Origin of the sequence: Hufsiella ginkgonis (genome assembly GCF_009834915.1) — a bacterium.
Classification (GTDB): domain Bacteria; phylum Bacteroidota; class Bacteroidia; order Sphingobacteriales; family Sphingobacteriaceae; genus Hufsiella; species Hufsiella ginkgonis.
Genome location: NZ_WVHS01000001.1, coordinates 860794 through 886842, shown reverse-complemented (window position 1 = coordinate 886842; position 26049 = coordinate 860794). Strand labels below are relative to the sequence as shown.

The 26049-nt window shown below is 50.3% G+C and carries 25 protein-coding genes and 1 pseudogene; 7 read left to right on the top strand and 19 right to left on the bottom strand.

The features are described from left to right. Positions 1-103: 103 nt before the first annotated feature. The 5 genes and pseudogenes from GS398_RS03800 to GS398_RS03780 all read right to left on the bottom strand — a co-directional run bounded on the left by GS398_RS03800 (position 104) and on the right by GS398_RS03780 (position 3808). Positions 104-1374: pseudogene (locus GS398_RS03800) on the bottom strand (McrC family protein). 16 nt (positions 1375-1390) lie between these two features. Beyond that, positions 1391-2410 (bottom strand): McrB family protein, encoded by a 1020-nt coding sequence (locus GS398_RS03795; RefSeq protein ID WP_160905382.1) that lies wholly within the window; start codon positions 2408-2410, stop codon positions 1391-1393. 47 nt (positions 2411-2457) lie between these two features. Continuing rightward, a complete protein-coding gene (locus tag GS398_RS03790) occupies positions 2458-3375 on the bottom strand; it encodes a DUF8426 domain-containing protein (protein ID WP_160905381.1) in 918 nt (305 codons plus the stop codon). Beyond that, positions 3353-3643: a hypothetical protein gene (locus GS398_RS03785; protein ID WP_160905380.1), complete on the bottom strand. Its 291-nt coding sequence runs from the start codon at positions 3641-3643 to the stop codon at positions 3353-3355. Before GS398_RS03785 ends, GS398_RS03790 begins: the two co-directional genes overlap by 23 nt. A 27-nt stretch (positions 3644-3670) precedes the next feature. Next, entirely contained in the window at positions 3671-3808 is a 138-nt protein-coding gene (locus tag GS398_RS03780; protein WP_160905379.1) for a hypothetical protein, read from the bottom strand. A gap of 611 nt (positions 3809-4419) precedes the next feature. Here GS398_RS03780 and GS398_RS03775 point away from each other — a divergent pair. The 3 genes from GS398_RS03775 (at position 4420) to GS398_RS03765 (ending at position 9164) form a co-directional block, all read left to right on the top strand. Next, a complete protein-coding gene (locus GS398_RS03775) occupies positions 4420-4803 on the top strand; it encodes a BlaI/MecI/CopY family transcriptional regulator (protein ID WP_160905378.1) in 384 nt (127 codons plus the stop codon). A 19-nt stretch (positions 4804-4822) separates the two neighbouring features. Further along, complete coding sequence (locus GS398_RS03770; protein WP_160905377.1) at positions 4823-6664, top strand: M56 family metallopeptidase; 1842 nt, start codon at positions 4823-4825, stop codon at positions 6662-6664. A gap of 61 nt (positions 6665-6725) precedes the next feature. Then, positions 6726-9164 carry an outer membrane beta-barrel protein gene (locus GS398_RS03765; RefSeq protein WP_160905376.1) on the top strand — a complete coding sequence of 813 codons (2439 nt, stop codon included), beginning with the start codon at positions 6726-6728 and terminating at the stop codon, positions 9162-9164. 11 nt (positions 9165-9175) lie between these two features. Here the strand turns inward: GS398_RS03765 and proC are convergent, their stop codons facing one another. The 10 genes from proC to GS398_RS03715 all read right to left on the bottom strand — a co-directional run bounded on the left by proC (position 9176) and on the right by GS398_RS03715 (position 17680). Next, positions 9176-9994 carry a pyrroline-5-carboxylate reductase gene (gene proC, locus GS398_RS03760; RefSeq protein WP_160905375.1) on the bottom strand — a complete coding sequence of 273 codons (819 nt, stop codon included), beginning with the start codon at positions 9992-9994 and terminating at the stop codon, positions 9176-9178. A gap of 28 nt (positions 9995-10022) precedes the next feature. After that, positions 10023-10811: an acetylglutamate kinase gene (gene argB / locus GS398_RS03755; protein WP_160905374.1), complete on the bottom strand. Its 789-nt coding sequence runs from the start codon at positions 10809-10811 to the stop codon at positions 10023-10025. Beyond that, the gene (locus GS398_RS03750; RefSeq protein ID WP_160905373.1) at positions 10808-11422 is read right to left on the bottom strand and encodes an FMN-binding negative transcriptional regulator; all 615 of its coding nucleotides are present in this window, start codon (positions 11420-11422) and stop codon (positions 10808-10810) included. Before GS398_RS03750 ends, argB begins: the two co-directional genes overlap by 4 nt. Before the next feature lie 94 nt (positions 11423-11516). Continuing rightward, positions 11517-12476, bottom strand: coding sequence for a Rossmann-fold NAD(P)-binding domain-containing protein (locus GS398_RS03745; RefSeq protein WP_160905372.1), 960 nt, complete (start codon positions 12474-12476; stop codon positions 11517-11519). After that, positions 12473-13078: a hypothetical protein gene (locus tag GS398_RS03740; protein ID WP_160905371.1), complete on the bottom strand. Its 606-nt coding sequence runs from the start codon at positions 13076-13078 to the stop codon at positions 12473-12475. The genes GS398_RS03745 and GS398_RS03740 overlap by 4 nt, the downstream gene beginning before the upstream one ends. Position 13079: 1 nt before the next feature. Continuing rightward, positions 13080-14210 (bottom strand): aspartate aminotransferase family protein, encoded by a 1131-nt coding sequence (locus GS398_RS03735; RefSeq protein ID WP_160905370.1) that lies wholly within the window; start codon positions 14208-14210, stop codon positions 13080-13082. A 13-nt stretch (positions 14211-14223) separates the two neighbouring features. After that, positions 14224-15258, bottom strand: coding sequence for an N-acetyl-gamma-glutamyl-phosphate reductase (argC, locus tag GS398_RS03730; protein ID WP_160905369.1), 1035 nt, complete (start codon positions 15256-15258; stop codon positions 14224-14226). A gap of 10 nt (positions 15259-15268) precedes the next feature. Next, the gene (locus GS398_RS03725) at positions 15269-15634 is read right to left on the bottom strand and encodes a cupin domain-containing protein (protein ID WP_160905368.1); all 366 of its coding nucleotides are present in this window, start codon (positions 15632-15634) and stop codon (positions 15269-15271) included. 69 nt (positions 15635-15703) lie between these two features. Beyond that, complete coding sequence (gene argG, locus GS398_RS03720) at positions 15704-16909, bottom strand: argininosuccinate synthase (RefSeq protein ID WP_160905367.1); 1206 nt, start codon at positions 16907-16909, stop codon at positions 15704-15706. Positions 16910-16987: 78 nt separating this feature from the next. Then, entirely contained in the window at positions 16988-17680 is a 693-nt protein-coding gene (locus GS398_RS03715) for a GNAT family N-acetyltransferase (protein WP_160905366.1), read from the bottom strand. Between the two features lie 513 nt (positions 17681-18193). On the opposite strand from GS398_RS03715, the gene GS398_RS03710 reads away from it, so the two are divergent. Continuing rightward, complete coding sequence (locus GS398_RS03710) at positions 18194-19156, top strand: ligand-gated ion channel (RefSeq protein WP_160905365.1); 963 nt, start codon at positions 18194-18196, stop codon at positions 19154-19156. Positions 19157-19201: 45 nt separating this feature from the next. On the opposite strand, the gene GS398_RS03705 is transcribed toward GS398_RS03710, so the two are convergent. Continuing rightward, positions 19202-19939: a membrane or secreted protein gene (locus GS398_RS03705; RefSeq protein WP_160905364.1), complete on the bottom strand. Its 738-nt coding sequence runs from the start codon at positions 19937-19939 to the stop codon at positions 19202-19204. A gap of 117 nt (positions 19940-20056) precedes the next feature. On the opposite strand from GS398_RS03705, the gene GS398_RS03700 reads away from it, so the two are divergent. Further along, a complete protein-coding gene (locus GS398_RS03700) occupies positions 20057-20635 on the top strand; it encodes a hypothetical protein (protein ID WP_160905363.1) in 579 nt (192 codons plus the stop codon). A gap of 180 nt (positions 20636-20815) precedes the next feature. On the opposite strand, the gene GS398_RS03695 is transcribed toward GS398_RS03700, so the two are convergent. The 3 genes from GS398_RS03695 to GS398_RS03685 all read right to left on the bottom strand — a co-directional run bounded on the left by GS398_RS03695 (position 20816) and on the right by GS398_RS03685 (position 24154). Next, on the bottom strand, positions 20816-21193 hold the full coding sequence (locus tag GS398_RS03695; protein ID WP_160905362.1) for a hypothetical protein: 378 nt from the start codon (positions 21191-21193) through the stop codon (positions 20816-20818). Positions 21194-21340: 147 nt separating this feature from the next. Beyond that, positions 21341-22123, bottom strand: a complete 783-nt coding sequence (locus GS398_RS03690) for a pentapeptide repeat-containing protein (RefSeq protein WP_160905361.1) — start codon at positions 22121-22123, stop codon at positions 21341-21343. A gap of 186 nt (positions 22124-22309) precedes the next feature. Next, the gene (locus tag GS398_RS03685) at positions 22310-24154 is read right to left on the bottom strand and encodes a M61 family metallopeptidase (RefSeq protein WP_160905360.1); all 1845 of its coding nucleotides are present in this window, start codon (positions 24152-24154) and stop codon (positions 22310-22312) included. A 99-nt stretch (positions 24155-24253) separates the two neighbouring features. Between GS398_RS03685 and GS398_RS03680 the strand changes: the two genes are divergently transcribed. Further along, positions 24254-24724: a DUF4920 domain-containing protein gene (locus tag GS398_RS03680; protein ID WP_160905359.1), complete on the top strand. Its 471-nt coding sequence runs from the start codon at positions 24254-24256 to the stop codon at positions 24722-24724. A 505-nt stretch (positions 24725-25229) separates the two neighbouring features. Further along, on the top strand, positions 25230-26039 hold the full coding sequence (locus GS398_RS03675) for a hypothetical protein (RefSeq protein ID WP_160905358.1): 810 nt from the start codon (positions 25230-25232) through the stop codon (positions 26037-26039). The last annotated feature ends 10 nt before the right edge of the window (positions 26040-26049 follow it).

The following is a 26049-nucleotide window of genomic DNA, read 5'->3' as shown; positions in this document are numbered from 1 at the left end:
CAAGAATCGCGAAAGTAATTTAAGTTTTGATCGGGTGGCATTACTATAACAAGTGTTCTTTACCTACCCAAGAGAGTCAATCATCCTCATGGCCGGAAATTCATTATAATTTCCCCCCCACCAACCTCATTAACTTAACCAGCACGTCATCATAATTCGCACCCACCCCCAGGAAGAAAACCTCACACTTATGGCTTTTCACTTCCGCATCCGCGTGAAGATTATCCAGTGAATAGCTTCCGGATTGACCCTCCACCCCGTACACGTCAGGGTAAAGCAATACTGCCTTAACACTCTTAAAATGATGGTTATATGCATACATCTGCCGTACGTCTTCGATAGAAGGCTCGGGGTCGGAAATTGCTTTCCACTTAGTGTCGATAACGATCGGGGTATGACCGGTTGGGCGGACCACGATATCCGGACGTATGCTGCGGCCATTCCAGAATGTTTCGCTTTCTTGTCCGCTGACGCGGATATGCGAATTTTCGTGTGATAGTTCCTGAATTTGTGCAGCACGCAGGCCTCCCACACCCTGTTCATATCGAATAGCAATGCGAGTACGTGATTTCTTCCGCCTGCCACATCCGGGTGGTAGTTAAGCAACAGCAGGCGGGCGATCTTCAGCGCAGGTGCATACCGGGCAATTTTTCGATCTGTCCTGAGCAGGGAAAAAGTGCATTCGGTAACGCGGATGTCATCCTGTTCAGGAAACGATAGCTGGAGGCGGCTGGCTTCGCCGGCGAAGTTATGCGGGGCGATTCCGGCGATCAGCTTCAGGGTTTTAAAGAGGAGTTGATGATAAATATGGTCGCGGTCGTAAACGCTGTATGCGGTATAGAAGCGTTCGGCGTGCACCAGGTTGCGTTGAAGTTGACGATTAAACAGGAGCCTCCCTTTCAACGTTCCCATATTTCCTTCGGTTTTCCGGTATTTTTTTACCAAGCCCTGGTGAATGAGCGTATTCACGTGGTCAAGGAACGAACGAATATATAGATCGAGTATAGAATTGCTTTTTAAGTTCAGGTTTGAACTACTTGGAGCTTCCACCGGGAAATTGCCGCTTTCGCGAAGCATGCGGATCAGGATGCGCTGCCATTTGGTTTCGGAAGAGTTATCGCCGTTTTTATCTGCTTTTGGTAGTACCTCGATCGTAAAGCGGCCAACCTGTAGTACCCCCACGTATTCACAGAACCTGACACCATTATGCACCAACCGGAAATAAGGGACGCCATTTTCGCCGTGAAACGCACAGAGCGCTTCATAACATGCGCGCTGAAGCTGCTTATTCCGTGCATTTCGTGTATCTACGCGCACCACTTCGTGCTCAAACACGACGAGGTGGAACAGATTTTCAGGTTTGCCCGGATCCATCGGTTGTTGCTGTTGACTAATTGGGAGAAAGGGAAAGCAAAATTTTCAATGCCTTTCCAAGTGCGCCAGGTTCTTTACCTGGCATCCGCAACTTATACCGGTCCCGGAACTCGATAGCGTCAGTGTCGTAGTTGAAAAACTTTGCAAGACTTGTCTTCCGGGATGTCGCGGCGGGTATGACTTCGAAAAGTCCCTCGCCCAGAACAAGGCCGATCTTGCCACGATCGTCGTAAAAGTACTCCTGTAACAAAGGGATAATCTTAGCGGCGAATACGCTGTACAGGTCTTCTTCTGAACCTACATTGATAAAATATGCATGCCCGATCTTATGGTCGCTGTCCAGCAATAATTCAATGCGATCGTTAATGGTATCCAATAAATCGGCCAATGTATAATCGGCAGGAAATAGGTTATTTTTAAGCAGCTCACCGTTGGGCTGCATTTCTGTGAAACTGAAGCGCCGGCGTAATGCGGTATCCAGTGCCTCAACACTGCGGTCGGCAGTGTTCATCGTTCCGATCAGGTGAAGATTGGAGGGCACGCCGAACTTCTTTTTGGAATAGGGCAAATGGATCAGGAGCGATTCATTATTTCCCAACCGCTTATCTTCCTCGATGAGGGTGATGAGTTCGCCGAAGATCTGTGAAACGTTGCCCCGGTTGATCTCGTCGATGATCAGTACATAGCACTCCGCCTCCATGTCTTCCTGTAAAGAATGCGGGAACTGGTACCCGCTTTTCTCCAGCAGGTCTTTTTGTTCGGCGTAGGCCGGGTCCTTAAGCTCGCCGGGCTCTTCGGACTGCTCTTGCGGTGTTTGCTGGAAAAGTTGGTCGAGCACCGCGTAAAATGCAGTGGTGTTACAACCGCCGATAATGGTGCGGATCGTTGTGTTGATGTTCGTCAGCGCGTAAAGTTTATCGCGGGTACCGATGCCTTCATAGAGTGCCTTGAGCCGGTTAAAGGATACAGTATAGGCCAGAGCGCCATGGACGTCGTGTTTCAGGATGACATTCCCTTTATCGGAAATGGCGACCACCGAGATCGTCCCCGCCTTTGTTTGCAGCGGGACTGATTGATGGTTTATTAGTAACTTTTCAACGTGAACAAGCAATGCATCCCACCGTTCCTCAAATTGCCATCTTTAGAAGATGCAAGGTCTTGCTTTGTTGGTTGCGCAGCTGTGAGTAATTTATATGAGGCTAACACCGACACCTGCTTAAAGATGCCGTCCGCGATTTCGTAACCGATCGTCTTGCGGCCATCGTCATCTTCTTCGGTAATGGGCTTGATGCCTTCGACAAAGTCTTCATAGCTCATGCTTTGGTGGAAGGTACAGAAGCTGATCCTGCCGTCGTCGATATACCGGGTGTAAAGCCTCTTCAGTTCTATACGGGTGGTTTCTTCATCTGTGCCAGCTTCCGTAAGCTTTTGGTACCCGAGCGGATTAATGATCTCCAGTGCCTTGTTAATGGTACAATAGGTTTTGCCTGTGCCCGGCGGGCCGTATAAGATCTGGTTTAATGGCAAATTCGTTTCTTCTTTAGTTTCGGGGAACGGGTGGCCTTTTACTTCTAGTGTTTCGCCCAGCAGACCTTTTAAAACCTGGATGGCATAGGGGGAAGCCAGGGGAGTGATGGTTTTTACCGCCAGGGTAAAAGGGCTCTTATTGTTTTCTGGGGTGGTTTTAAGTAACCAATCAACGTTCCGGTAACCGTAATACTCGTCTTCCTCCTCATTATATTGTATGCCTCCGTCGGTAATGCCAATACCCAGGATTTCCCGGCGACCCTTACATGCTATGATCAAATCGCCCGGCGACACCCGCGTTAAAAAATCTACGATCGCTTTTTTGCTGTTGAACGGGTTCCCCGTGGCACTACCGTACCGTTCAATAATTAACCCGGTAACATCGTTTTCTGTAAAGCCAGGCATAGCACGCAGGTCTTTAACTACGTCCTCCCAACCGATATAAAATGCCTCATCGTCCTGGAATTTTGCCATAAATAGGCATTAGCCCAGGGCGGACTACCCACGCCTTAATCCTGCCCGCGCTCAGTTTAGCATGCAAATCCTGGATTTGCTGCTCTACTGTCACCTTTGGGGGAACATCATCCAGCACCCGTTGTTTAACACTTTCGAAATATGCAACAATATCATTATAAGTAACATGGGCAGGGGAGACCGGGCTGTTATCCTGCTTGCCTGTCTTTCGGTCATACAGCGAGAACTGAATGCCGCCATCGTATACGGAAAAAAATAGTTGTTTCACCGTGTGTTGTTTCGGATGGGAGTTGTTCTAAATCGCAAACCAGGCATGTTCATCGCCGATATTTCTCGCGCCGGCAAAAGTGTTCGCTTTCGTAATTTTAGTGTCGTCACGTATGCCGAGGTCTTTCTGGATATCTTTTGCCAGCGACTGCAGGAAATTCCTCACCCTGGTATTATCATGGTCTGTAATAAAGGTATATACAAGCGAAAAAAGATCCTTGTATGGCGCGAAGTTGTCCTTATTATCATCATAATATTTTTGAAGGCCAGGTAACGTAAGCAGCCCGGATTTTATATCGGATACGATCCGTACCTGACCTGGTTTACAGGGCCGGGATTATTTTGGTATTTCTCCGTGATTTGTTCGAGCTGTGCCGCTGGCAAATTATTCAGGTGATCAACCAGGTAGTGATTATCGGTCCTTAGCTTATGAATCAAGATAGACTTGCCGGCTATGAAAAGCAGCTCGGTTTTAAAATGATTTTCTTCTATTGAGAACGTTGTTTTGCTAAGATAAAATCTTTGTTATTACTTTCACACTTTCGCTATCAGCTTGCCGGTGTCTCCTTTACGGCATCCTTCATTACGTTCTTTCGTTAAATGAAGGATGTATGGTAATTAGCTAAAAGTGAAAAGTTTCAATACCCGGGAAGAAAAATACCAGGTCGCCGGAGATATTTTTTACGGGTTCCCCTACCCCATAAAAACCTACGAAAAATTTCCTACATTTAATTTGCATCCTACGAAAAAGTTCCTACCTTTGGTTTCGTAATCATTATGGAAGAAAAAACCAAACCCTCCGACCCTACCAAATCCGAACTGGAAATTCTCCAGGTCCTCTGGGAAACCGGCCCTGCCACGGTACGCGCCGTGAACGACGAGCTTCAAAAAAAGAAGGACGTAAACTATACCACCACCCTCAAGCTCATGCAGATCATGGCCGAAAAGGGCATACTAACCCGCGATGAACGCCAAATGAAACACGTGTACAGCGTGGCCGAGGAGGAGGAAAAAACCAAGGCTCACCTGTTAGATAAGTTCGTGGATTCGATGTACCAGGGGTCGCCAAGTAAGCTGGTGATGCAATTGCTCGGCAACGGCAAAGCCTCGAAGGAGGAACTGGACGAGATCAAAAATATATTGAAAGGACTGGGCGATTAACTGATTTACCCACTATAACATGGACTTTTTCAACACACATAGTTTGCCCGACAGCCTGGTGAAGGCTTTATGTTCAGCCTTGCTTCATTCGTTATGGCAAGGTATCCTGCTGGCCATTGCCACGGGGTTGGTGGTAGTGGTTACCCGCAGGGCGCGGGCGGCGGCGCGCTATAACGCGCTGCTGTTATTGCTGGGGCTTTATACGCTGGCGTTCGCGGTTACGCTGGGCACCGGGGTTATGAAGATCGCAGCCAGTAACCCCGTTTCGGAGCTTAAAAGAGTGCATATTACAGGAAACCATGCTCCGGCGAAGATCGAGGCGCCCGGTTCCGGCCTTAGTTTCGACCAGGCCGGCAATTTCTTATCCGGTTTCGTGGAACGCTACAGTACCGTTTTCGTGCTGGCCTGGCTGCTGGTGGTTACGCTGCGTATTGTTCAACTGGGAGTGGGTTTACAGGACGTTTACCGGCTTCGGCGCCACCTGGTTTTCGCGGTTAGCCAGGAATGGAACGGCCGCCTCGCCCGGATGGCACATGAGATGGGCGTCAACCGCGTGGTCCGTGTGATGGAATCGGGGTTGGCACGGGCGCCAATGGCGATCGGTTACCTGAAGCCGCTGATCCTTGTCCCGGTAGGGTTATTGTCGTCGCTTTCCACCGCGGAGGCGGAAGCGGTATTATTCCACGAGCTGGCGCATATTTACCGCCGCGATTACCTGGCGAACCTCCTCATGAGCCTGGCGGAGATCCTGTTTTTCTTTAACCCGGCGGTACACTGGATCTCGGCCCTGATCCGCGATGAACGGGAGAACTGCTGCGATGATATGGTGCTGCGCCGGGTACCGGATAAAAAGGATTATATCCGGGCGCTGGTGGCCTGCCAGGAGTACCAGTCGCCGGCTCCCGCTTTCGCGATGCAGCTGCATGGTAAAAATAACGTATTGCTTAGCCGTGTAAAACGGATGGTTTCGAACAGGAACCAATCGCTGAACGGTCTTGAAAAAGGTGTAATGGCTGCATGCCTGCTGATGGTTTGTGTGCTGACGGTCGCTTTTTCGGGCGGTCCTGCTGCCGGATCGAAAATAAGCGGGAGAAAAAGCCTGGCCCATGGGGAAAGGCAACTGAACAAGGTGGTTTCGCCCGCAGACAAACCGGCACCCGGAAGTTTGATCCCGCACGTACAGCCGGCAACGGTGCCGGATCCCGCATCGCCGGAAGCGAAACGGGATACAGTTCCTTCACAGGAGTCGGCCGCAAAGATCAGGATCTTTAACCCCGGCGACCTTCGCGACAATACTACGGTGAGCTGCGCGAACGGTAACATGCAAACCGTTGTGGTAAAATTAGACGGGACGCTGTACCAGGTGAACCGGTTAAATGACCGGATCGCGTCGATGCAGGTAAATGCGAAAACCATCGCCCCGGCAGAATACGGTCCGCACCTGTCGCGGATCGACCAAATATTGCAATCCCAGGCCCAGCTATCGCAGTTGTCTGCCGCAAATACGGCTTCCCTGGGCACACTGACCACCCCGCTCAACTATCCTTCGCGGGAGCCATATGCCGGCTACCACGCCAATTACCAGGCGCGAAGTGACGTGTACCAGGAAGAAGCCGACGAAAGGACAAAACGTGACAGGCTGGTCGCCGACCTGGTGAGCGATGGGGTGATCCAATCGCCTTCCGGCTTGACGTCGTTCAAACTCAGCACGGAAGAGTTTATCGTAAACGGCCGGCGGATGCCGCAACCGGTTTATGAGCGCTATAAAAAGGCTTATGTGAAACCCATCGAAAAAGGCAAAAAGGGAACATGGGCCTGGTATTACAATTTCGACTCTAAGACTGAAGTGAAAGACTTTTAAACGTTAAAGCGAACGACCGGCATCCGGCTGGTGATACGGTAACCCCATTATTTGAATCATTATGAAACTAAAATTTGCGGCTGTCATAGCTGCCTGGATCTCTTTTGCCCCGACTTTTCTATATGGGCAGCAACCGATAAAGATCACCGGTACGGTGGTGGATACGGACCAAAAACCGGTAGACGGCGGGAGCGTTTTATTATTCCGGTTCCCGGATTCGGTGCTGGTGAAAACGAATATCATTGCTACGGATGGCACTTTCACGTTCGAAAAGGTGAATGCCGGGAAATACACATTGCAGGTGCAGGCATTGGGTTACCGGGAGTACCACAGCCCTGCAACGGAAGTTTCCGCCGACCTGGCATGGAACACCATTATCCTCGAGCGGGTTGCTAAAGCCATAGGCGAAGTAGCCATCACTGCGCAAAAGCCGTTCGCCGAGCAGAAGATCGACCGCACGGTGGTGAACCCCGACGCGCTGATCAGCAATGCAGGCGGTACGGCACTCGATGTGCTCGAAAAATCCCCGGGGGTGATCGTAGACCCGAACGGGGCTATCAGCCTGAACGGCAAAGGGGTAACGATCTTTGTAGACGACAAGCCCACATACCTGTCGGGCACCGAACTGGAAACATATTTGCGTTCCTTATCGGCCGCTGCCATCGACCAGTTGGAGCTGATGGCCAACCCCCCGGCCAGGTACGATGCCTCGGGGAACGGCGGCGTGATCAATATCCGCACAAAACGCGGCAAAGCGAAGGGGTTTAACGGGGCGATAAATCTCGCTTATACGCAAGGTAAATATGCCAAAACGAACGATAACGCTAATTTTAACTACCGCTCCGGGAAGATGAACCTTACGGGCAATGCAGGCTTCAATTACAATAACGGCTTTAACGACCTGCTTATCAACAGGCATTTCCGCGATAACAGCGGTACGCCAACTTCTGATTTTATCCAGAACTCCCTCATCCGCAGGAAGGGTCAGAATTACTCCACCCGGCTGGGTTTCGACTATTACGCTACGGAAAATAGCACATGGGGTATCAATCTTACCGGTTCATTTAGCCCGAGGAACGTAAACTCGCCGGTGAACAGCCGTTTCCAGAAACCGTCGGGAACGCTGGATTCTACCATCGTGGCTCAAAACAAGGAGCACAGCGCCTCGAAAAACGGCGGGGTGAACCTGAACTACCGGTACCACTTCGGCAAAAGCCGGCGGCAGCTTGCGGCAGACGCCGATTACCTGCGGTATAGTTCTGACAAAGACCAGATCTTCGATAACAAGAGTTACGCTTCAAATAACCAATTAAAGATCAGCGATCTACTATCTGGCGGGCTCCCGGCCAAGATCGATATCTATTCGGCAAAGGCCGACTACGATCACCCGCTGGCAGAAGGCATCTCGCTTTCAGGCGGGTTGAAATCGAGCTTCACCCGCACGAATAACATCGCCGATTATTTCTACACCCTCAATGGTGCCACCAACCCCGACTATGGAAAAACCAACCACTTCATCTATCGTGAAACCATTAATGCGGCGTATGCCAATTTTTCCAGGGAAGGCAAACGGATCTCGGTGCAGGGTGGTTTACGCATGGAAAGTACGTTTTCGAAAGGCCATCAGCTAGGGAATACGGTCAAGCCCGATTCAGTATTTAGCAGGTCATATACAAGCCTGTTCCCCACGGCGTATGTTCAGTACAAGCTTGACAGCGCGGGAAACAACCAATTGCGCATGAATTACGGCCGCCGGATAGAGCGTCCCTATTACGAGGACCTGAACCCGTTCCTGTCGCCGCTGGATAAGTTCACTTATTATACGGGCAATCCTTTCCTGCGCCCTTCGTTCGGGCATAACGTGGAGCTTACGTATTCCTACAAGAGCCATCTCAACGTTACACTTAGCTACAACCGCACCAATAACGAAGTGAACGAAACGATCGAGATCGTTGACGGGATCTATTATAGCCGCCCGGGTAACATAGGCCGCACGACCGTAAAAACACTGGCGTTCGATGCCGGGTTCGCGGCGGTTTCGTGGCTCGATTTTAAGTTATTCGGTCGCGTGTCTGAGATCCATTCCGTGAGCGATTTTTATACCGGGAAACTTGACAATGCGGGCGCCTATTTTTTCTTACGACCGGTTTTCTCGTTCAAGTTCCCCAAAGACTGGACGGCTCAGCTGGACGGCGGATACCAGTCTGACGTAACCAATGCGCAGTTCATCAGCAAGGCTAGAGGGAGGGTGAACCTGGCATTCGCCAAAAAGCTCTCGGCCTCTACCAGTGTACGCCTGGTGGGGAACGACCTGTTTTATACTTTCAAGAACAACGGTATTATTAATAACCTGGCCGGTACGGATGCAAACTGGACGAACGCAAACGATAGCCGCACGGTAGTGCTCTCATTATCGTACCGCTTTGGAAAGGCGATCGCTAACCAGCGGAACCATGATGCGAACGGCGCGGAAGCGGAACAGAGCAGGGTGAAAAATTAATGCGGCAGGCGCTACTCGCTTTTCGTATACAATTCTCCCGCTTTTTTCGCCGATGTCCTGATCCCTTTTATCATTGCCGAACTAAACCCGTTATGTTCCATTTCATTGAGCCCGGCAATCGTGCAGCCTTTCGGCGAAGTCACTTTGTCGATTTCCTGCTCGGGATGCGATGCCAGCTGCAGCAGCAGGTCTGCGGCCCCCTTCGCGGTTTGGGCCGCCATCTTTAACGCGTCGTGGGCATGGAACCCGATCTCTGTTCCGCCTTGCGATGCCGCACGAATAGACCTCAGGAAGAAAGCGATCCCGCAGGCGCATAAAGCCGTGGCCGAGGTCATCAGCTCTTCGTTGATCCGGATGCTTACGCCCACCGTATCGAACAGCGATTTAACGATTTCCACATTTTCTTCCGAAGCGTCGTCGCTGGCAATACAGGTCATAGAATGGCCAATGGCGATGGCGGTATTCGGCATGGCGCGAACCACCTGCGAATCTGTTTCGAGCTCGCGGCGGATATCGGCACAACTTACGCCGGAAACCACGGAAATGAACAGCTGCTTGTCGGCCTGCACCACGCTTTTAACTTCCGCGAGTACTTTGTTAAGCTGTTGCGGCAGAACGGCGATCACTACGATGCGGGCGTTCTTAACCGCTTCCGCATTGTCGTTGGTGGTTATAAAACCGCTGTCGGTGTAGGATTGCAGGGCAGCGACGTTGCGCCTCGTTAAGGTGATCTGCGATGCCTGGTAGATCCCGGCTTTCACCAATCCTTTTGCGAGGGATAAGCCGATATTTCCGCTGCCGATGATGGCGATCTGCGTGTTGGTTTCCATGGATTTATAATTAGGTGTCAGTTAGATATCAGCTTAAGAGCCTTGTTCCAAAAGATTGTGTCGCTAATTCGGCGAGATCGCCGGCTTTGCCGATATAAACGTCTTTTACGCCATTCTTAATAGCTTCGAAAGCGTTGTGGAGCTTGGGTATCATGCCATCGGCTACGATGCCTTCCGATTTAAGAGCCTCAAAATCGCCGGAACGGATCTCGGCCAGCAGCGAGGCGTCATCATTTACATCGGCCAGCACGCCTTTTTTTTCGAAACAATATACCAGGCTGGTTTCGTAATCGGCCGACATGGCCACGGCGATCGCCGAAGCGACGGTATCGGCGTTGGTATTGAGCAGTTGCCCGTTGCCGTCGTGCGTGATAGCGGAAAATACCGGCACCAGTTGCTCTTCCAGCAGGGCGCCCAGTTTCTTCGACGCCACGGATGTTTCGTGAAGGTCGCCCACATAGCCGTAATCGATTTCCTTTACGGGACGCTTTTGCGCGCGGACCAGGTTGCCGTCTGCTCCCGTAAGCCCGATGGCGTTACAGTGATGCAGCTGCAATTGTGCCACGATGTTTTTGTTGATGAGCCCGGCGTACACCATGGTTACCACGCGGAGGGTTTCGATATCGGTAATGCGGCGCCCATCGACCATTTTCGGTTCGATCCCCAGCGTTTTCGAGAGTTGGGTAGCCATCTTGCCGCCTCCGTGCACCAGGATCTTTGAACCTTCCAGCGCAGAAAAAACTTCCAGGAATGCATGCAGGTTGGCGGAGTTGTCGATCACATTGCCGCCTATTTTTATTACGTAAAGCGTTTTCATCGGATTTCCAGTTGCGACATATAGCGGGCGATATCCCGTTCATTGGTATCGCCGCTATTGCCGAGCTCCGAAATTATGCTTTTTCGCTCGGTTTCTGTTTTGTTCTGGCTTAGTTTATTCTTCGCCTGGATATCCGTTATTTCGATTTCGAAGGCCGTAATACCTTTGATGTTATTGGCTTTGAATTGTTCGGGTAGTCGTTTCCATTGTTCCATATAGCCTTTTTCGTAGGTGCCGATCATTTTTTCGAGAAGTTCCTGCTTACGCTGCGGATCGTTGGTAACCTGTACCCGCCCGTAAACATGCACAGCGAGGTAATTCCACGTGGGCACGTTCTGCTCTTTCTCATAATGGCGGGGCGAAATATAGGCGTGCGGTTCTGTGAAGATGATAAGCACCTCCTGGTTCTCCATGCGGGCGGCCTGCGGGTTAGACCGTGCCATGTGCGAAGAAATATGCACCTGGTCGCCAATCACCTCTATCACGAAAGGAATATGCGTTGCTTCCGGTATATTTTCGTGATTCGATACCAACGTGCCAAAACTGTATTGCTGCATAAATGAAGTGATCGCAGCGAAATCGGTGAGGAGGTAGTTTTTGGGAATGTACATAGTGGCAGGGTTTGAGTTGTCAGTTTCAGTGATCGGTTTTTAGTGATCAGTCCTTTAAAACGCCTCGCCGGAACTGGCAACTGATCACTGGAAACTACATAAGCATCTGTTTCAACACCGCCTGCGCCGCCCAGACCCGGTTACCGGCTTCGTGGACAACCAGCGAGTGGGGGCTATCAAGGATCTCGGAAGACAGCTCGATATCGCGCCGCACCGGCAGGCAATGCATTACTTTCGCGGAATTTGTCAGGCTGAGCTTGTTAAGGTCCATCATCCAGTTCCCGGTTACGGGGATCACTTTCCCGTAATCCTGGTACGAAGACCAATTCTTTACATACACGTAATCGGCCCCGGCCAGTGCCTCATCCTGGTTATAGTTGATGGCCGCACCCGGGGTGAATTTCTCTGCCAGCCCGTAACCTTCGGGGTGGGTGATCACAAAGTCGACCATGTTGTCTCGTTGTGCCCGGCACATCCATTCGGCGAACGAGTTGGGAACGGCCTGGGGGAGTGCCTTAACATGTGGCGCCCAGGTTAAAACTACCCTTGGTTTGCGGGCGGGATTTTTCCAGGTTTCGGTGATCGTAACCAGGTCCGTAAGACTTTGCAGCGGATGCAGCGTCGCGCTTTCCAGGCTCACCACCGGGATACCGCAAAATTTAACGAACTTGTTAAAGAGGTCCTCGCTGTAATCCTCCCCGCGGTCTTCCAGCTTGGGGAAACAACGCAACCCTAAAATGTCACAGTATTCGCCCATTACGGCTGCGGCCTCGCGGATGTGTTCAACGGTGGTGCCGTTCATCACCACGCCGTCGCGGGTTTCGAGCGCCCAGCCCTCCTTGTCCATGTTCATTACCATGGCGCTCATACCGAGGTTCATGGCGGCTTTTTGGGTACTCAGGCGCGTGCGAAGGCTGGGGTTCAGGAATACCAGGCCGATCGTTTTGTTCTTGCCGAGGTCCTGGTAAGCAAACGGCGACTTCTTAAGATCGAGGGCTTCCTGCACAAGCTGCCTAACGTTCGCAACGTCGTTCACAGAAGAGAATAGTTTCATTTTGATTTAACCGGGTTGAGTTCGTTATACTGTTTAATAAACTTCCTGATATCGTCGAAGCCAAATTGCCCCGACTTTTTTACGACCTCCATCATATCCGGGTCGTCGTCAAACAGGCTGTAAAAAGAATCCTTACGTTCAGACCGGGACTTGGATTTAAGCAGTTCGCTGGTTTTTACTTCTTCCAGGGGTTTGCCGTCTTTGGAAGCATACCAATTTTTCTGTTTAGATTGGTTCATTCCCCCCACACTGATCCCTCCGAAACCAAAAGTGGGAGCACCAAACCGCATTTGCAGATCCAGGCGTTCGTATAACCTGATCCTGCCGTCCTCGAGCAGCTTCACAAAAACATCGTCTTTAACGTCGGGAAGGTATTGCCTGAAGTATACGCTTTTATCTTTTTTATCGTAAAATGCTTTCACATCCCCGATCGGCACTTTTTGGGCAGCCGGGCCGTCTTCCGGCTTGAACCTGATCCCATTTTTGTCGAATGATTTAATCTCGCCACGAACGGTATCGCCTTTCATAGTTACGTAATATTCCTGCGCTATGCCCGCCTTCGCAAAAAGCGATCCGAGCACGATGGCGATCCATTTTTTCATATTACTTTAGTTCCTCCGCTAATGCTTCCAGGAACCTGTCTGCATTCGCTTTCGTTAAATTTAGGGCCGGGAGCAGCCTGATCACATTCGGTTTCGCCTCCCCGGTGAAAATATGGTGCTTATACAGCAGGTTCTTTTTCACGGATGCAAGCTCATCGGGAAGGTCGATGCCGATCATCAGCCCCCGTCCGCGTATTTCGTTAACCTTGTCAAATTTTTTCAGTTCCGTGATGAGGTAGTCTCCTACCGATGCCGCATTTGCCATCAGGTTATCCTGTTCAATCACCTCGAGTACCGCCAGCGAAACGGCGCAGGCTAAATGATTGCCGCCAAAAGTGGTGCCCAGCATACCATACCACGGTTTAAACTTCGGGGCGATAGAGATCGCACCTACCGGGAACCCGTTACCCATGCCCTTAGCCATGGAATAGATATCTGCGTTGATGCCTGCAACGTCATGCGAATAAAATAAACCCGTTCTGCCGTAGCCGCATTGCACGGAATCGGCAATAAACACCGCGTCGTGCTGGTCGCAAAGCGACCGGATCGTTTGCAGGAATGCGGCAGAAGCCTCCCTGATGCCGCCCACGCCCTGGATTCCCTCTATGATCACGGAAGAGATCTCGCTGCCAGATTCCGCGAATGCGTTCTCCAATGCACCGATGTCGTTAAATGGCAGGAACATAACATTTTCTGTTTCGTTAACCGGCGCAATGATCTTCGGGTTATCGGTGGCCGATACAGCCAGCGAGGTGCGCCCGTGGAACGCCCCTTTAAATGCGATCACTTTTTTGCGGCCGTTATAAAACGAGGCGAGTTTCAACGCGTTCTCGTTTGCTTCTGCGCCTGAGTTGACCAGGAATAACTGGTAGTCGGTTTTTCCCGAAACTTGTCCGAGCTTTTCAGCCAGCTGGTTCTGCAGGGAAATTTTCACCGAGTTGGAGTAAAAGCCCACCTGGTGAAGCTGGTCGGTTAAGCGTTTCACCGTGTGGGGATGGGTATGCCCGACGGAGATCACCGCATGACCGCCATAGAGGTCGAGGTAGTCGGTGCCATCAGCATCCCAGACTGTACTTTCGAGGGCTTTTACAATTTCAATATCGTTGAGTGGATATACGTCGAAGAGTTTCATTTTTAGTTAATTTCTAGAAAGCGGGTGCTTTCAGTTTCAATCCCATGGTTTCTTCCAGCCCGAAAAGCAGGTTCATATTCTGCACCGCCTGGCCGCTCGCACCTTTTAACAGGTTATCTATGATGCTGATGATGAATAGCTTATCGCCATGTTTTTCCAGGTGAATAAAGCACTTATTGGTATTTACCACCTGTTTAAGGTCGATGTTTTTCTTGCTGATGTGAGTGAACGGGTGGCTGGCATAGAAATCCTGGTACAGTTTCTCCGCTTCTTGTAAGGTGAGTGAGCTTTCGGTATACATGGCGGCCAGGATCCCCCTGGTAAAATCTCCGCGCTGCGGGATGAAGTTTAATCCTCCTGCGTCCTCCGAAGGAGGATAAGCCCCCGCCTGCAATTGGTTCAGCGACTGTTTAATCTCCCGCAAGTGTTGGTGTTCGAAGGCTTTGTAAACAGAAAGGTTGTTGTTACGCCAGGTAAAATGCGAGGTTGCAGATAAACTTTGTCCGGCCCCCGTAGATCCCGTAGTTGCGTTAATGTGGACATCGGCGGTTAGCGATCCTTTACCGGCAAGTGGCAGCAGGCCCAGCTGGATGCAGGTAGCGAAACAGCCCGGGTTGGCAATATTAGCGGCTTCTTTAATCGCGTGGCGGTTCAGCTCGGGGAGACCGTATACGAAATTCCTGTCCCCGGCGGTATCGCCCACCGCAGTCCCGGGTTGATGAAAGACCGCGGGGGATAGCCTGAAATCCTGGCTCAGGTCAATTATTTTGACACGTTGGTTTATCGGGTGGGCGGCCAGCAACTTTTTTGCGTCACCGTGTCCCACACAAAGAAAAAGTACATCGATATCCTGCAGTATCTTATCCGTAAACTTTAGGTCGGTATCGCCCAGCAGGTCGGTATGTACATCGTATAAATAGTTGCCGGCATTGCTGTTGCTGTTCACAAAAGCGATTTCAGCCTGCGGATGATTTACCAGGATCCGCAGCAGCTCACCACCGGTATAACCAGCGCCGCCAATGATCCCGGCTTTTATGATCGTGTTCATTTTATTTAAGTTAAAGCGGCTCGCCGCATTCAATCCGGTCGCCGTCCGCAGAAGGAAAAGAGAACAGGATAAATTCCAATTCCTCCTTTACCGGGTTCGTTATTTTATGTTTCGCTCCCGGGAGGACGGAGAATCCCTGCTGTTTTCCAACAATGGTTTCGATGCCATCTACCTCGAAAACCGCAGTTCCCGCCAGGATAAAAAAGAACTGCTGCGCGAACTCGTGGTAGTGCAGTATTTCTGAGGTTCCCGGCGGCATGCGCTCCTGTTTTACCGCTGCGCCGGGCTGCTGTATAAAGTTCCAGCCGAGGCAATCAGCTCCCCATTTATAGGGGATGACGGTAGCAGTGGAAAATACATTTTCAGGCAAAACCATAAAGCAGAAAGCACGTATGTGTTATGAAAAAGAACTTATTTTATATCATGCACCCGTAAGCGAAATCCATCAATCTTCCGCCTGCGCTTTATCCGCGTTCACTTTATGCCAGATCATTACCTGGTTACCGAAGATCTTGGAAAACCCTTTTACGTCTTCGCCGGTCCAGGCATTGTTCATTTCCCCGTAGCTGCCGAATTTGGCCGACATCAGGTCGTGTGCCGATTCGATGCCAAGTACCTGGAAACGATAAGGCATCAGCTTTACGAATACTTTGCCGCTCACTTTATCCTGCGTGCTGGCTAAAAAGGCTTCGATATCGCGCATGATGGGGTCGTGGAATTGGCCCTCATGCAGCCAGTTGCCATAAAACGAGGCCAGTTGGTCCTTCCAGCTTAACTGCCATTTGGTTAAGGTGTGTTTTTCGAGCGTGTGGTGTGCCTTAATGATGATAACCGGGGCAGCTGCCTCGAAACCGACACGCCCTTTAATGCCGATAATGGTATCGCCCACATGGATATCGCGGCCGATGCCGTACGGCTGTGCAATGGCCTGCAGTTGCTGGATGGCTTTTACCGGCGGCATCGCTTCTCCGTCGAGGCCCACGAGCTCACCCTTTTCGAACGACAGCTCGATCTTACGCGGCTCGGTTTCGCTTACCTGCGTAGGCCAGGCTTCTTCCGGGAGCGTATCATGCGAGGTTAAGGTTTCCTTTCCGCCTACGGAAGTTCCCCAGATGCCCTTGTTAATGGAATAACGCGCTTTCTCGGCGCTGTACTCTACCCCATGATTTTTAAGGTATTCGATCTCAGCTTCGCGGCTCAGTTTGAGGTCGCGGATAGGCGTAATGATCTCTACCCCGGGGATCAGGATATTGAAGATCATATCGAAACGAACCTGGTCGTTCCCGGCGCCGGTGGAGCCGTGGGCCACGTATTCCGCGCCGATCTTTTTGGCATAGCCGGCAATCGCGGTAGCCTGGCTCACACGTTCCGCACTAACAGAAAGCGGGTAAGTGGCATTTTTTAGCACATTGCCGTACACCAGGAAGCGGATGCAGTCCTGGTAGTAGCTTTCGGTTTCGTCGACCACCGAATGAGAGGCCACACCCAAAGCATAAGCACGTTCTTCAATGGTTTTAAGCTCTTCTTCGGAAAAGCCGCCGGTATTTACGATCACGGAATGCACCTCGAGCCCGCGGTCCTGTGTTAAATAAATGCAGCAAAATGAGGTGTCTAAACCTCCGCTGAATGCGAGAACAACTTTTTTCTTCATTACTAGCTGATGGCTGGTGGCTTTCTCCTGCAAGCCCGGATTGGCAAGCCTCGGTTAAGCCGGGTTATAAAATTATGATTAGGTAAGCATGAGTTTCAGTGAATCGCGGAGCTTCTCCTCCACGCGTTCGAGCAGTGTCTGTTTTCTCGAAACCTTGGTCATCAGCTCTTCGGCGATGCGGCGTTTTTCTTCTTCGGCAAGGCGTATTTTCTCCTCGATCTCCTTTTGTTTTTCAACGGGGTCCCAGAGCATTGCGGTGCAAAGGCAATTTTTGCGCTCTTTCATGGTAAGTATATCGAAGTTAACACAGCTTTGGCACCCTTTCCAGAAGTTCTCGTCGGTAGTCAGCTCCGAATAGGTAACAGGTTCGTAACCCAGCTCCGAGTTAATCTTCATCACGGCAAGGCCGGTAGTAAGACCGAAGATCTTGGCGTCGGGATATTTTTCGCGCGAAAGCGCAAATATTCTTTTCTTGATGGCTTTGGCAAGGCCGGATTTGCGGAACTGCGGGTTAACGATCAGGCCGGAGTTGGCAACGAATTCACCGTGTCCCCAGGTTTCGATGTAGCAGAAGCCTGCCCACCTGCCGTCGTTATGAAGTGCGATCACTGCTTTGCCTTCGAGCATTTTTTGCGCCACGTAATCGGGTGAACGGCGTGCGATCCCGGTACCGCGGGCTTTTGCAGATTCTTCCATTTCATCAACGATCTGCTGCGCGTAACCGGTATGTTGTTCTGTTGCAGGAATTACAACAAAATTGTTTTCTTCCATCTTCGTATAGAAAATCCGTTTTGAGGCGGAAAAGACTACGCTTTTAGTCTTTTATTGTGATCAAATTAATTGCTTATACTACAGGAACCGCCGAATGCGGAATGTGTTTGGGGAAATGCCGGTAATCAAACCCTGGGCATGAATGGTCGTCGCTGTCTCAATACCAGCTTTTCACTCTGTGATGTTTCACAACAGGCCGCAACAAGCACGTACCCGGTGCGGGCCGTTACTATCGAAGCAGGTATGTAAGCAGATGTGTTCATCATGGTTTGACTTACAGTGAATTATCTTACTAATTGAAGGTGCAAAAGTTCTAATAATTTTTGGGTATTGCAAGCAGGTTTTTTCGATAAAATGTAAAAATCGGGTTGGGGGCCCTTCCGGAAGGTACGCAGTTGCACATTTTTGAAGGGCATACTACAGGCTTGTCAACGCGTGTGCAAACTAAAACAATCGGGCAGTATTTTGTATTTTAGGGGTAGATCTGCGCGTAATATTACTTGCAAAAACACCATGTACAGGAAAGCGGCCGGCATTATTTTTCTATTCGTTTTCATTTTTACGGGCAGCGCGTTGCCGCAGTCGCGCGTGCCTGATACGGTGCGCACGGGGATCTACATCACTTCTATCCACGATATCGACTTTAAGCAGAAAGAGTACACCATTTCCTTTTGGCTCTGGCTCAAATATAAGAACCGTGATTTCGATTTCCTGCACAACCTGGAAGTGCCGGCCGCCAAAACAGTGGTACAGTCGTTTTCTACAACAGATACTACCGGCGGGCAGGTTTACCAGCTGATGAAGCTGCAGTGCGTGATGAAAGATTCGTGGGTGATCGATAATTTCCCCTTCGACCGCCAAAAGCTCCGTCTTTCTATTGAAAATTCGCAATATGATGCGAGCGCCCTGGTGTTTGCGGCCGATACGCCCGGGAAGCACTTTGATCCGCGGTTCACCTTACGCGGCTGGACGATCGACAGCCTCAATATATCCAGCGGGATAAAGGAATACGAAACCGCCTTTGGCGATGCTTCTATCGATACGCCGCATACCGAGTACAGCAGCTACCGGGTGCGCATCGGCATCGTGCGCGACGCCATGGGGCTTTTCTGGAAAATGTTCCTGGGGATGTACGTGGCGTTCCTGATCTCGTATGTTTGCTTTTATATTCATGCAGACAGTATCGACTCGCGTTTTGGCCTGAGCGTGGGTGCTCTTTTCGCCGTTATCGGCAATAAATATATCATCGAATCGGCCTTGCCGGAATCAACCGCTTTTACACTGGTTGATTCGCTGCACGGCATTACGCTGCTGTTTATCCTGGGCATTATTATCGCTACCGCCTGGTCGCTGAAAATGATCAAACGCGGAGAGGTTAAACGGGCAACGCGCTTTGATGTGTTCACCGGGCAAATTTTCCTGGTAACGTACGTGTTGCTGAACGCGTGGTTTATCTGGCAGGCTACGGCAAGCTAACGCTGTCCGGATAAGTTATTACCGTGATCGATCCCGCAATGCGCGTTATTTCTCCAGCGTTTCCCTTTTCGACCAGCACTCATCCATGGGGCCGCCGGTAGACTTTTCGCCCTTATGCCGCCAGTCGCCATCTACAAAAGAGTAATCGAAGGTGAGGCTTTTGCCCACGCTTTCGGCGGTTTTGGTAAAGAACTCGATATTTTCGGTGTACTTGCCATTCACGGTAGTGTAGGTGCCTCCGCCGGCGTTCATAAATTGCTTGCTTTCTACGTTGTATGCGATCCAGTGGAAGTACTTCCCGGAGAGCACTTTCATGGTCCTTCTCGGGAAGAAGGGTGCGGGGCGTTTAGAAACTTTGTCGTTCGCGTAGTTCCCGGTAATGATCCATGCGCCGGCCAGTGCGCCTGGCTTGCCGTCGTCGAGGCGATCGTACACCTCCTGTGTTTGGGGTATTTTGAGCTTGCCGCCCTCTATTTTGGTGTCGTAAGGGTATTCGTTGCCCGCCACTTCGGGTTTCACCGAGTGCCATTCTATTTTTACAATGAGCTTATCGCCTTCCATCCGCCACGTGCCGCCGTAGGTGGCCAGCAATTTTTTCCCCGGGACGTCGTAATTGGCCACCGAAAAGATCTTGTCGGTGGCGATCATCACGGTACGGTTTTCCGGCGGGCCGTAACCCCAGGCGCCCACAAGCTCCTTAGAGTCGATGGCCATCATTCGCAAGGAAGAAAACAGCAGGATCACGGTTGTGATGAATAAACGGGTGCTAAATTTGGTTTTCATACGGGTTTATTTTAAGTTTTAACTAACGCTTTTTAGCCGGCTGTAGCGTTTGCACGCCGGCTTTCGTATTATCATATGCCTGACCTGGTACAGCCGACCAATAAAATTATCAATATAATGAAGAATATCCTTTGTTTACTGAGTATTATTTTCCTGTTTGCCGGATGTGCGCCAGGCGACGATGCAGGCAACCCGGGCGACGCACTTGCGGGAAGCAGCGTATTGTTGTTAAAGGTTGATTACCTCACCAGGAAATTTGAAGGAGGTACCGAGCAATCGGTCATGGCGGTTTCGTCGCCCTCAGACAGCATCCCGCTCCGCATCGATTACAAGTCGCCGGGTGATTTTGGGAGCATCGCCCTGTATTTCAAACCCGACGATAAGCTCTTGTTCAGCGGTACCATGATCTGGATGGGAAAAGGCGCCATTACGTATCCTGCCGCTTTTAAGCCTGCTGCAAATTACCCGTCGGGGAAGGCTATCAGCTACCCGGGCAATAGCCGGTTCGTATATTATATGCAGGAATTTAAAGCGCTTCCTAAGGATTATACCGATATCTGGAAAGCGGTTTCTAACCTCAGGATCGTTGGTCAATACCTGCAGGCCGGTAAAAAGATCGGCCTGGTAGCTTACACACCCAGTGTAGGGTTTGGCAATCCGGCAGATTGGGATTACCTGGTGATCCTTTATAAATAGTTCCGTTCCCCGGTGGCCTGGATTAGCGGGTAGATGCGGGCGGTTAAAAGACCGCCTGGCCGGCAATCCACCCGGAGGCCGACGGAAATGAGAATTTTCATACAAAAAAAGGCTTCCCCACCGGAAGCCTTCCTCACTTGCTAAAACTAACTACAGATTACTAACTAACTAACTAAACTTTTATTCTATCACTACGCCGGATGAATCGCCCCAAACAAATGCCCGCAGGCTGATGGGCCCGGTGATGCTGATCTCTTCAGAAGGATCGCCCCAAACGAATTCAGGAGTGCCGAGGAATACCGCTGCTGGTGCGTTTTCTGCCTGGAGGCTGATCTCCGCAGGGTTTCCCCATTCAAAATCCGGCAGGTCAACTGCTTCGAAGCTGATCTCCGGTTGTTCGAAGTCGACTTCGGAAGGATCGCCCCAAACGAATTCCGGCGATTCGATCACCCATGCTGTTTTTGGATTATCGCCTCCTTTGCCCTTTTTATCGTCGGCGAAAGTATTGGTGGCTATGAGGATAACGAGTGCGGTAACGATGGTAGTGAACTTTTTCATGATATTTAATTTCTTTGTATTTGCTTTATTTGATAGAACAAAGGTAGATCAACCCTTCAGACCGGGCAATAGCGTGGCCTGTTAAAGCGTCCAACCCCCTTAATAGTGCGATGAAATGGTGTAAGAAATAGCTTAAGTAATAAGCAGTTACCTGATGCGGTCCCTGATTTCGGCGCTGAACGTCTTATCGCCGCTCAGGCTGGTGTACTTAAAGTCGCCGCTGCCTTTAAATTCGGCGCCCGTAAACTTGGGGCTGTTAAAGGAGCTGTATTTAAAATCTGCCAGCCCGAGGAAGCTGGATGTTCCAAAGTCGGCTCCCTGTTGAAAGGTGGCGTATTTAAAATCCGCATGTTCGTTAAACGAGGCGGCGCTGAAGCTGGTGCCTTGCGGGAAGTTCACATATTTAAACGTAGCGGTTTCGTCGAACCGCGCTTTGGAGAAATTCGGGGCAAAGGCGAACTGGCTGTATTTAAAAAGCGCTTCCTCTTTAAAGATGCTTCCCGCGAAGGATACTTTTCCGTTAAAATGCGAATATTTAAAGGCCGACTCGTTTTCGAAGGTGCAGCCTGCAAACGTTACATCTTTCTCGAAGTCGGTATTAAACACTTCGTTGCTGTTGTTAAAGACCTTGCCGTTGTTGGGCGATACGTAAGCCAGTACGTTACCTGTAAATGTGCAGTTGGTGAAAGAAACCGGCGCTGTTACGGTGCTGACGTAATTTTTAGTCCCGATGCCGGAAATTTTTTTGCTCTCTAATTTTTTATTGCTTAGCTGTGTGAGGTCGAGGTCGCCTTCTACGCGAACGTTGGAATAAGTAACGGCTTCTCCTTTATTGATCCTGGTAACGATATCCGTTGCTTTTACACTGCTTTGCGCGAAAGTGATAGCGGGAAGCGTAAGCAGGAGGAGTATTTGGATGAGCTTTTTCATCTGGTATGCGGTTAAAGTTAAGTGTCGTTTGCTGTTGCTGATTATAAGACGACACCATTTTCTTTTTTGTTGCACAAAAAAATGAAATAAATAAAAGCGGCCTGTGCGTCGGCATGGATCGGCCTGATTCTCCATGCAGTGCGTTATCCTGGAGCTTGCCGAAGGGCTAACGGGACAGGTAGTACGCTAGTTGCCGTTTACCTCTATCGGCCGGTTGCTGATCAGCCTGAGCAGGTAATCCTGCCCGTCGGTTTTAGATTCCGCCGGTGCGAGGTAGTTCTTCATTTTAAAGTAGCCGGTATCGAGCTTGCCGCTTAATATTTTGGCTTCCCCGTTCCGGGTGATCGTTAAACTCACCTCCGGCTCTGTAGTATTGGCCTGGAAGTACTTTTCCCAGATATCGTTGATGTTGGCGGAAGTAACGTTAATGTCGTTGATCTTTACAAACAGGTCGTCGTCTTTAACACCCAGCGTATTGTTCTTTACGTCGGCAAAAGCGAAGCGTTGGGCAGTTTCGTCGTATTTAAGGGCCAGCTCGCCGGCGTAGTAAGCAACCACTTTTTTCTCCGGCTGGAACTCGTAACCTATTTTGTTAAAGAACGAGGGAAAGGGAAGGGGCTCGGCACCGGTGATATAACTCGCGATAAAATCTTTTACCGCCGGGTGCGAAAGCTGGATGATGTCGTCAAAAAGCTGTGCGTCTTTAAAAGGTTTGTTGGGGCCGTATTTCCTGGTGAGTTGCATGATCACGGATTTGAGGTCCTTTTTGCCCGCAGTTTTTTCGCGGATCAATACATCGAGCATAAACCCGATCAAGGCGCCCCGGTTGTACACGCTGTTGTATTTTTTCTGCCAATCGTCTTCCATCACGTGTGCGCTCATTTCGGTCATGGAGAAATCGCCGTACTCCTCTGCCTGGTTGATCTTGGTGCGCATGTTGTTAAAGAATTCCTTTTCGGTAAGCAATCCGTTTTGCAGCTGCACCAGGTGTGCGAAGTACTCGGTAACCCCTTCATAGAGCCACAAATGCTGCGACATTTTCGGTGAGGTGAAGTCGAACGCCGCGATCTGTTCGCTGTGCAGGTTCAGCGGTGTAAGGATATGCAGGAACTCGTGGCCCGACACCTCGTTCACCAGTTTCTTTAATTGCGGCTCGTAGGCCATCTCCGGCAGGTAATACAGGGAAGAGTAGTTATGCTCGAGCGCTCCGTAGCCGCCCTGCCCTTTCTCCCGGTCGGTAAGCGCCCGCCTGGGATCTTCGAAAAAGTAGAGAAACTGGTATGAGTCTACCGGCAACCCGTTAAAGAACTTTTGCAACGCCGCCGACATCGGTTTGAGGAAGCCAGCCACCTGTGCGCTTTTTACCTTGCTGTTTACGGAATACACTGATACATTGATCCGGGTGTTTCCCGCCATAAAGGAGGTAGTATCTGGACGCGCGTAGATCACCGGGTTATCTGCCAATACAAAAAAGCTGCTGGCTGTCAGGATATCTTCTTCCGGGTTGTCGCGGTTTACCGTAAGATGGGTAGCTCCATACATTTCGGCCGGCTTAATCATCCTGATCTCGAAGGGCAGGTTGCTATATCCTTCGAAATAGCCGAAAAAAGCATGGTTGTTGATCACAAAATCCTTCCCGGCGTCGATATTGGATCCGCCGGGCTGGAAAATGAAATTCTTATGCGCCGACTCCCAGGTGTCGTTCACTTTATACGTGATCCGTGCGAGTTTTTCCGCATCGCGGATGCGGTACTGGTTATCGTTTAATTTATCGGCTTTGAGAGATTTTCCCTCCTTATCGTAAGCTTCCAGGTCGTCTATGAACCTTCCGAAGTCTTTCCGCGAATAAGAGCCGGGAATGGCCTTCGCAAAAGAAAATACCGCTTCGGATTCTTTCAGCGCGGGAGTCTGCAGTTCGATTACTACTTTATCATTCGAAATATTCTTAAGATCCGCCGTATAGCGGTAAACGGGTTGCGCTCGGGCGGAAACAGACAGCAGCACCAACAGACAGAAGATCCGGAACCTCATGGTTTATAATGGTTTATTGCACAAAATTAGTTTTTTTGTGCCGGAATGCGATCAGCATTTAACCCATTATTATTACTTTTGCCTGCTTAACAACACATTATGAGGAAAATATTTTGCGTGCTCGTATGTATGATCGCCATAACGGCCTTTGCACAAACAAACAAACCGGCGCCTGCCGTACAGGGCCAGAAATATGGTGCGGAGATCACCGCCAAAGGTGCGCTGCCAGTGGCCAGGCTCACCCAGAAGATGGGTAAAGCCGATTCGTTAGACGCTAAAGTATCAGGTACGGTGGTAGATGTTTGCCAGAAAAAAGGCTGCTTTATGACGCTTGATCTCGGAAACGGTGAAACCATGACCGTTCGGTTTAAAGATTACGGATTCTTTGTTCCTACCGATATCCAGGGCAAAACAGTCGTGGTAGACGGCTTCGCCAAACAGGAAACCCTTTCCGTAGAAGACTTGCAGCACAATGCCAAAGACGCTAAAAAATCGGAAGAAGAAATTGCCAAGATCACCCAGCCAAAGAAATTGGTAACGTTTGAGGCGAAAGGGGTAGTAGTCTTGTAGGATCGTGCTTGTTGGGAGAATAGAAAACGGAAAACGGAAAATAGAGAATAGAGAATAGAAAACAGGGAATGAACAACGGCCTGTTCCCATTTTCTTTTCTCTGTTTTCAGTTTTCTATTCTCTATTCTCTGTTTCCTATTCCCTGTTTTCTATTCCCCGTTTCCTATTCTCCATTTCCTATTCTCCATTTCCCTTTTCCCGCTTCCCAATACTCTTCCCGATCCACGTAAGCCCTGCTCGTTTCCCGAACGAACATCAGCGCAGGTTAAAAGTACTGCGTTTCGCCACATACTGCCGCAAAAAAACAGCCGGATGCGCGGGTACAGGTAAAACAATTGTGACATAAACGGTGCCGGTGCGCAAACGGTCTAAGATCATCGCATGTAGCGTAAAAGTTATGTTGGGCGGTAACAAAGTGTCGCGTAAACACGTACAACCAAAATACTAAATTAGCCGGCCGGGGTTCCTGGTAAAGGTCCCTGTTCACGCTTTCACGCTTCAGCTTGTGGACTACACATTAAATAAGGAAAATCCTGTTGTAAGGCTTCGCGCTTTTCGGGCGACAGACGACCCGGCCGCCTGCGCCTTATTCGTAGAAGGGCATACGCACGTGCTCACCAATATCGGTGTAACTAAAGTAACCTCTAACAAACACGAATGGACCAGGAACCCGGCCGCTTTCGTACTTATCGTGGAGTCGCTCGATGGAGAGAAAGTATATGGCGGCGCCCGCGTACATGTTGCCGGCGGAACCGAGCCGCTGCCTGTAGAGCAGGCCACCGGTGCGCTGGACCCCTCGATATTCGACCTGGTATACCAGCACGCCCGCCACGGCACGGGCGAGATCTGCGGCCTCTGGAACTCCCGCGAAATTGCCGGGTACGGCATCGGGAGCATATTTTTAACCAGGGCGGCGGTAGCTATTTCTACCCAGATCGGCCTGCAATCGCTATTCGCGCTTTGTGCGCCGTATACCGTTAAAATGGCCGAGAGCGTCGGGTATGGGATCGAAACAAGTATCGGCAACGAGGGCACGTTTTATTACCCTAAGCTCGACCTGCTGGCCACCACCATGATCCTTAAAGACGTTGCCACCCTTAAAACCGCGCAATCTGAGGACCGTGAGGCAATATTTAAACTGCGTGAGAACCTTAACCTGGTGAAAACCGAGGTGCTCCGCAAGAAAAATATCGAGATCCATTATGATATTCTCATTCCGGGGCTGGAAAACTGGCACCTCGATGAAGTGATCGCCAACGCAAAGAAGAACTTTACAAGTATTGCCGTCAACGAACGTAACCTCAACCTGTTTTAAACCTACCTGT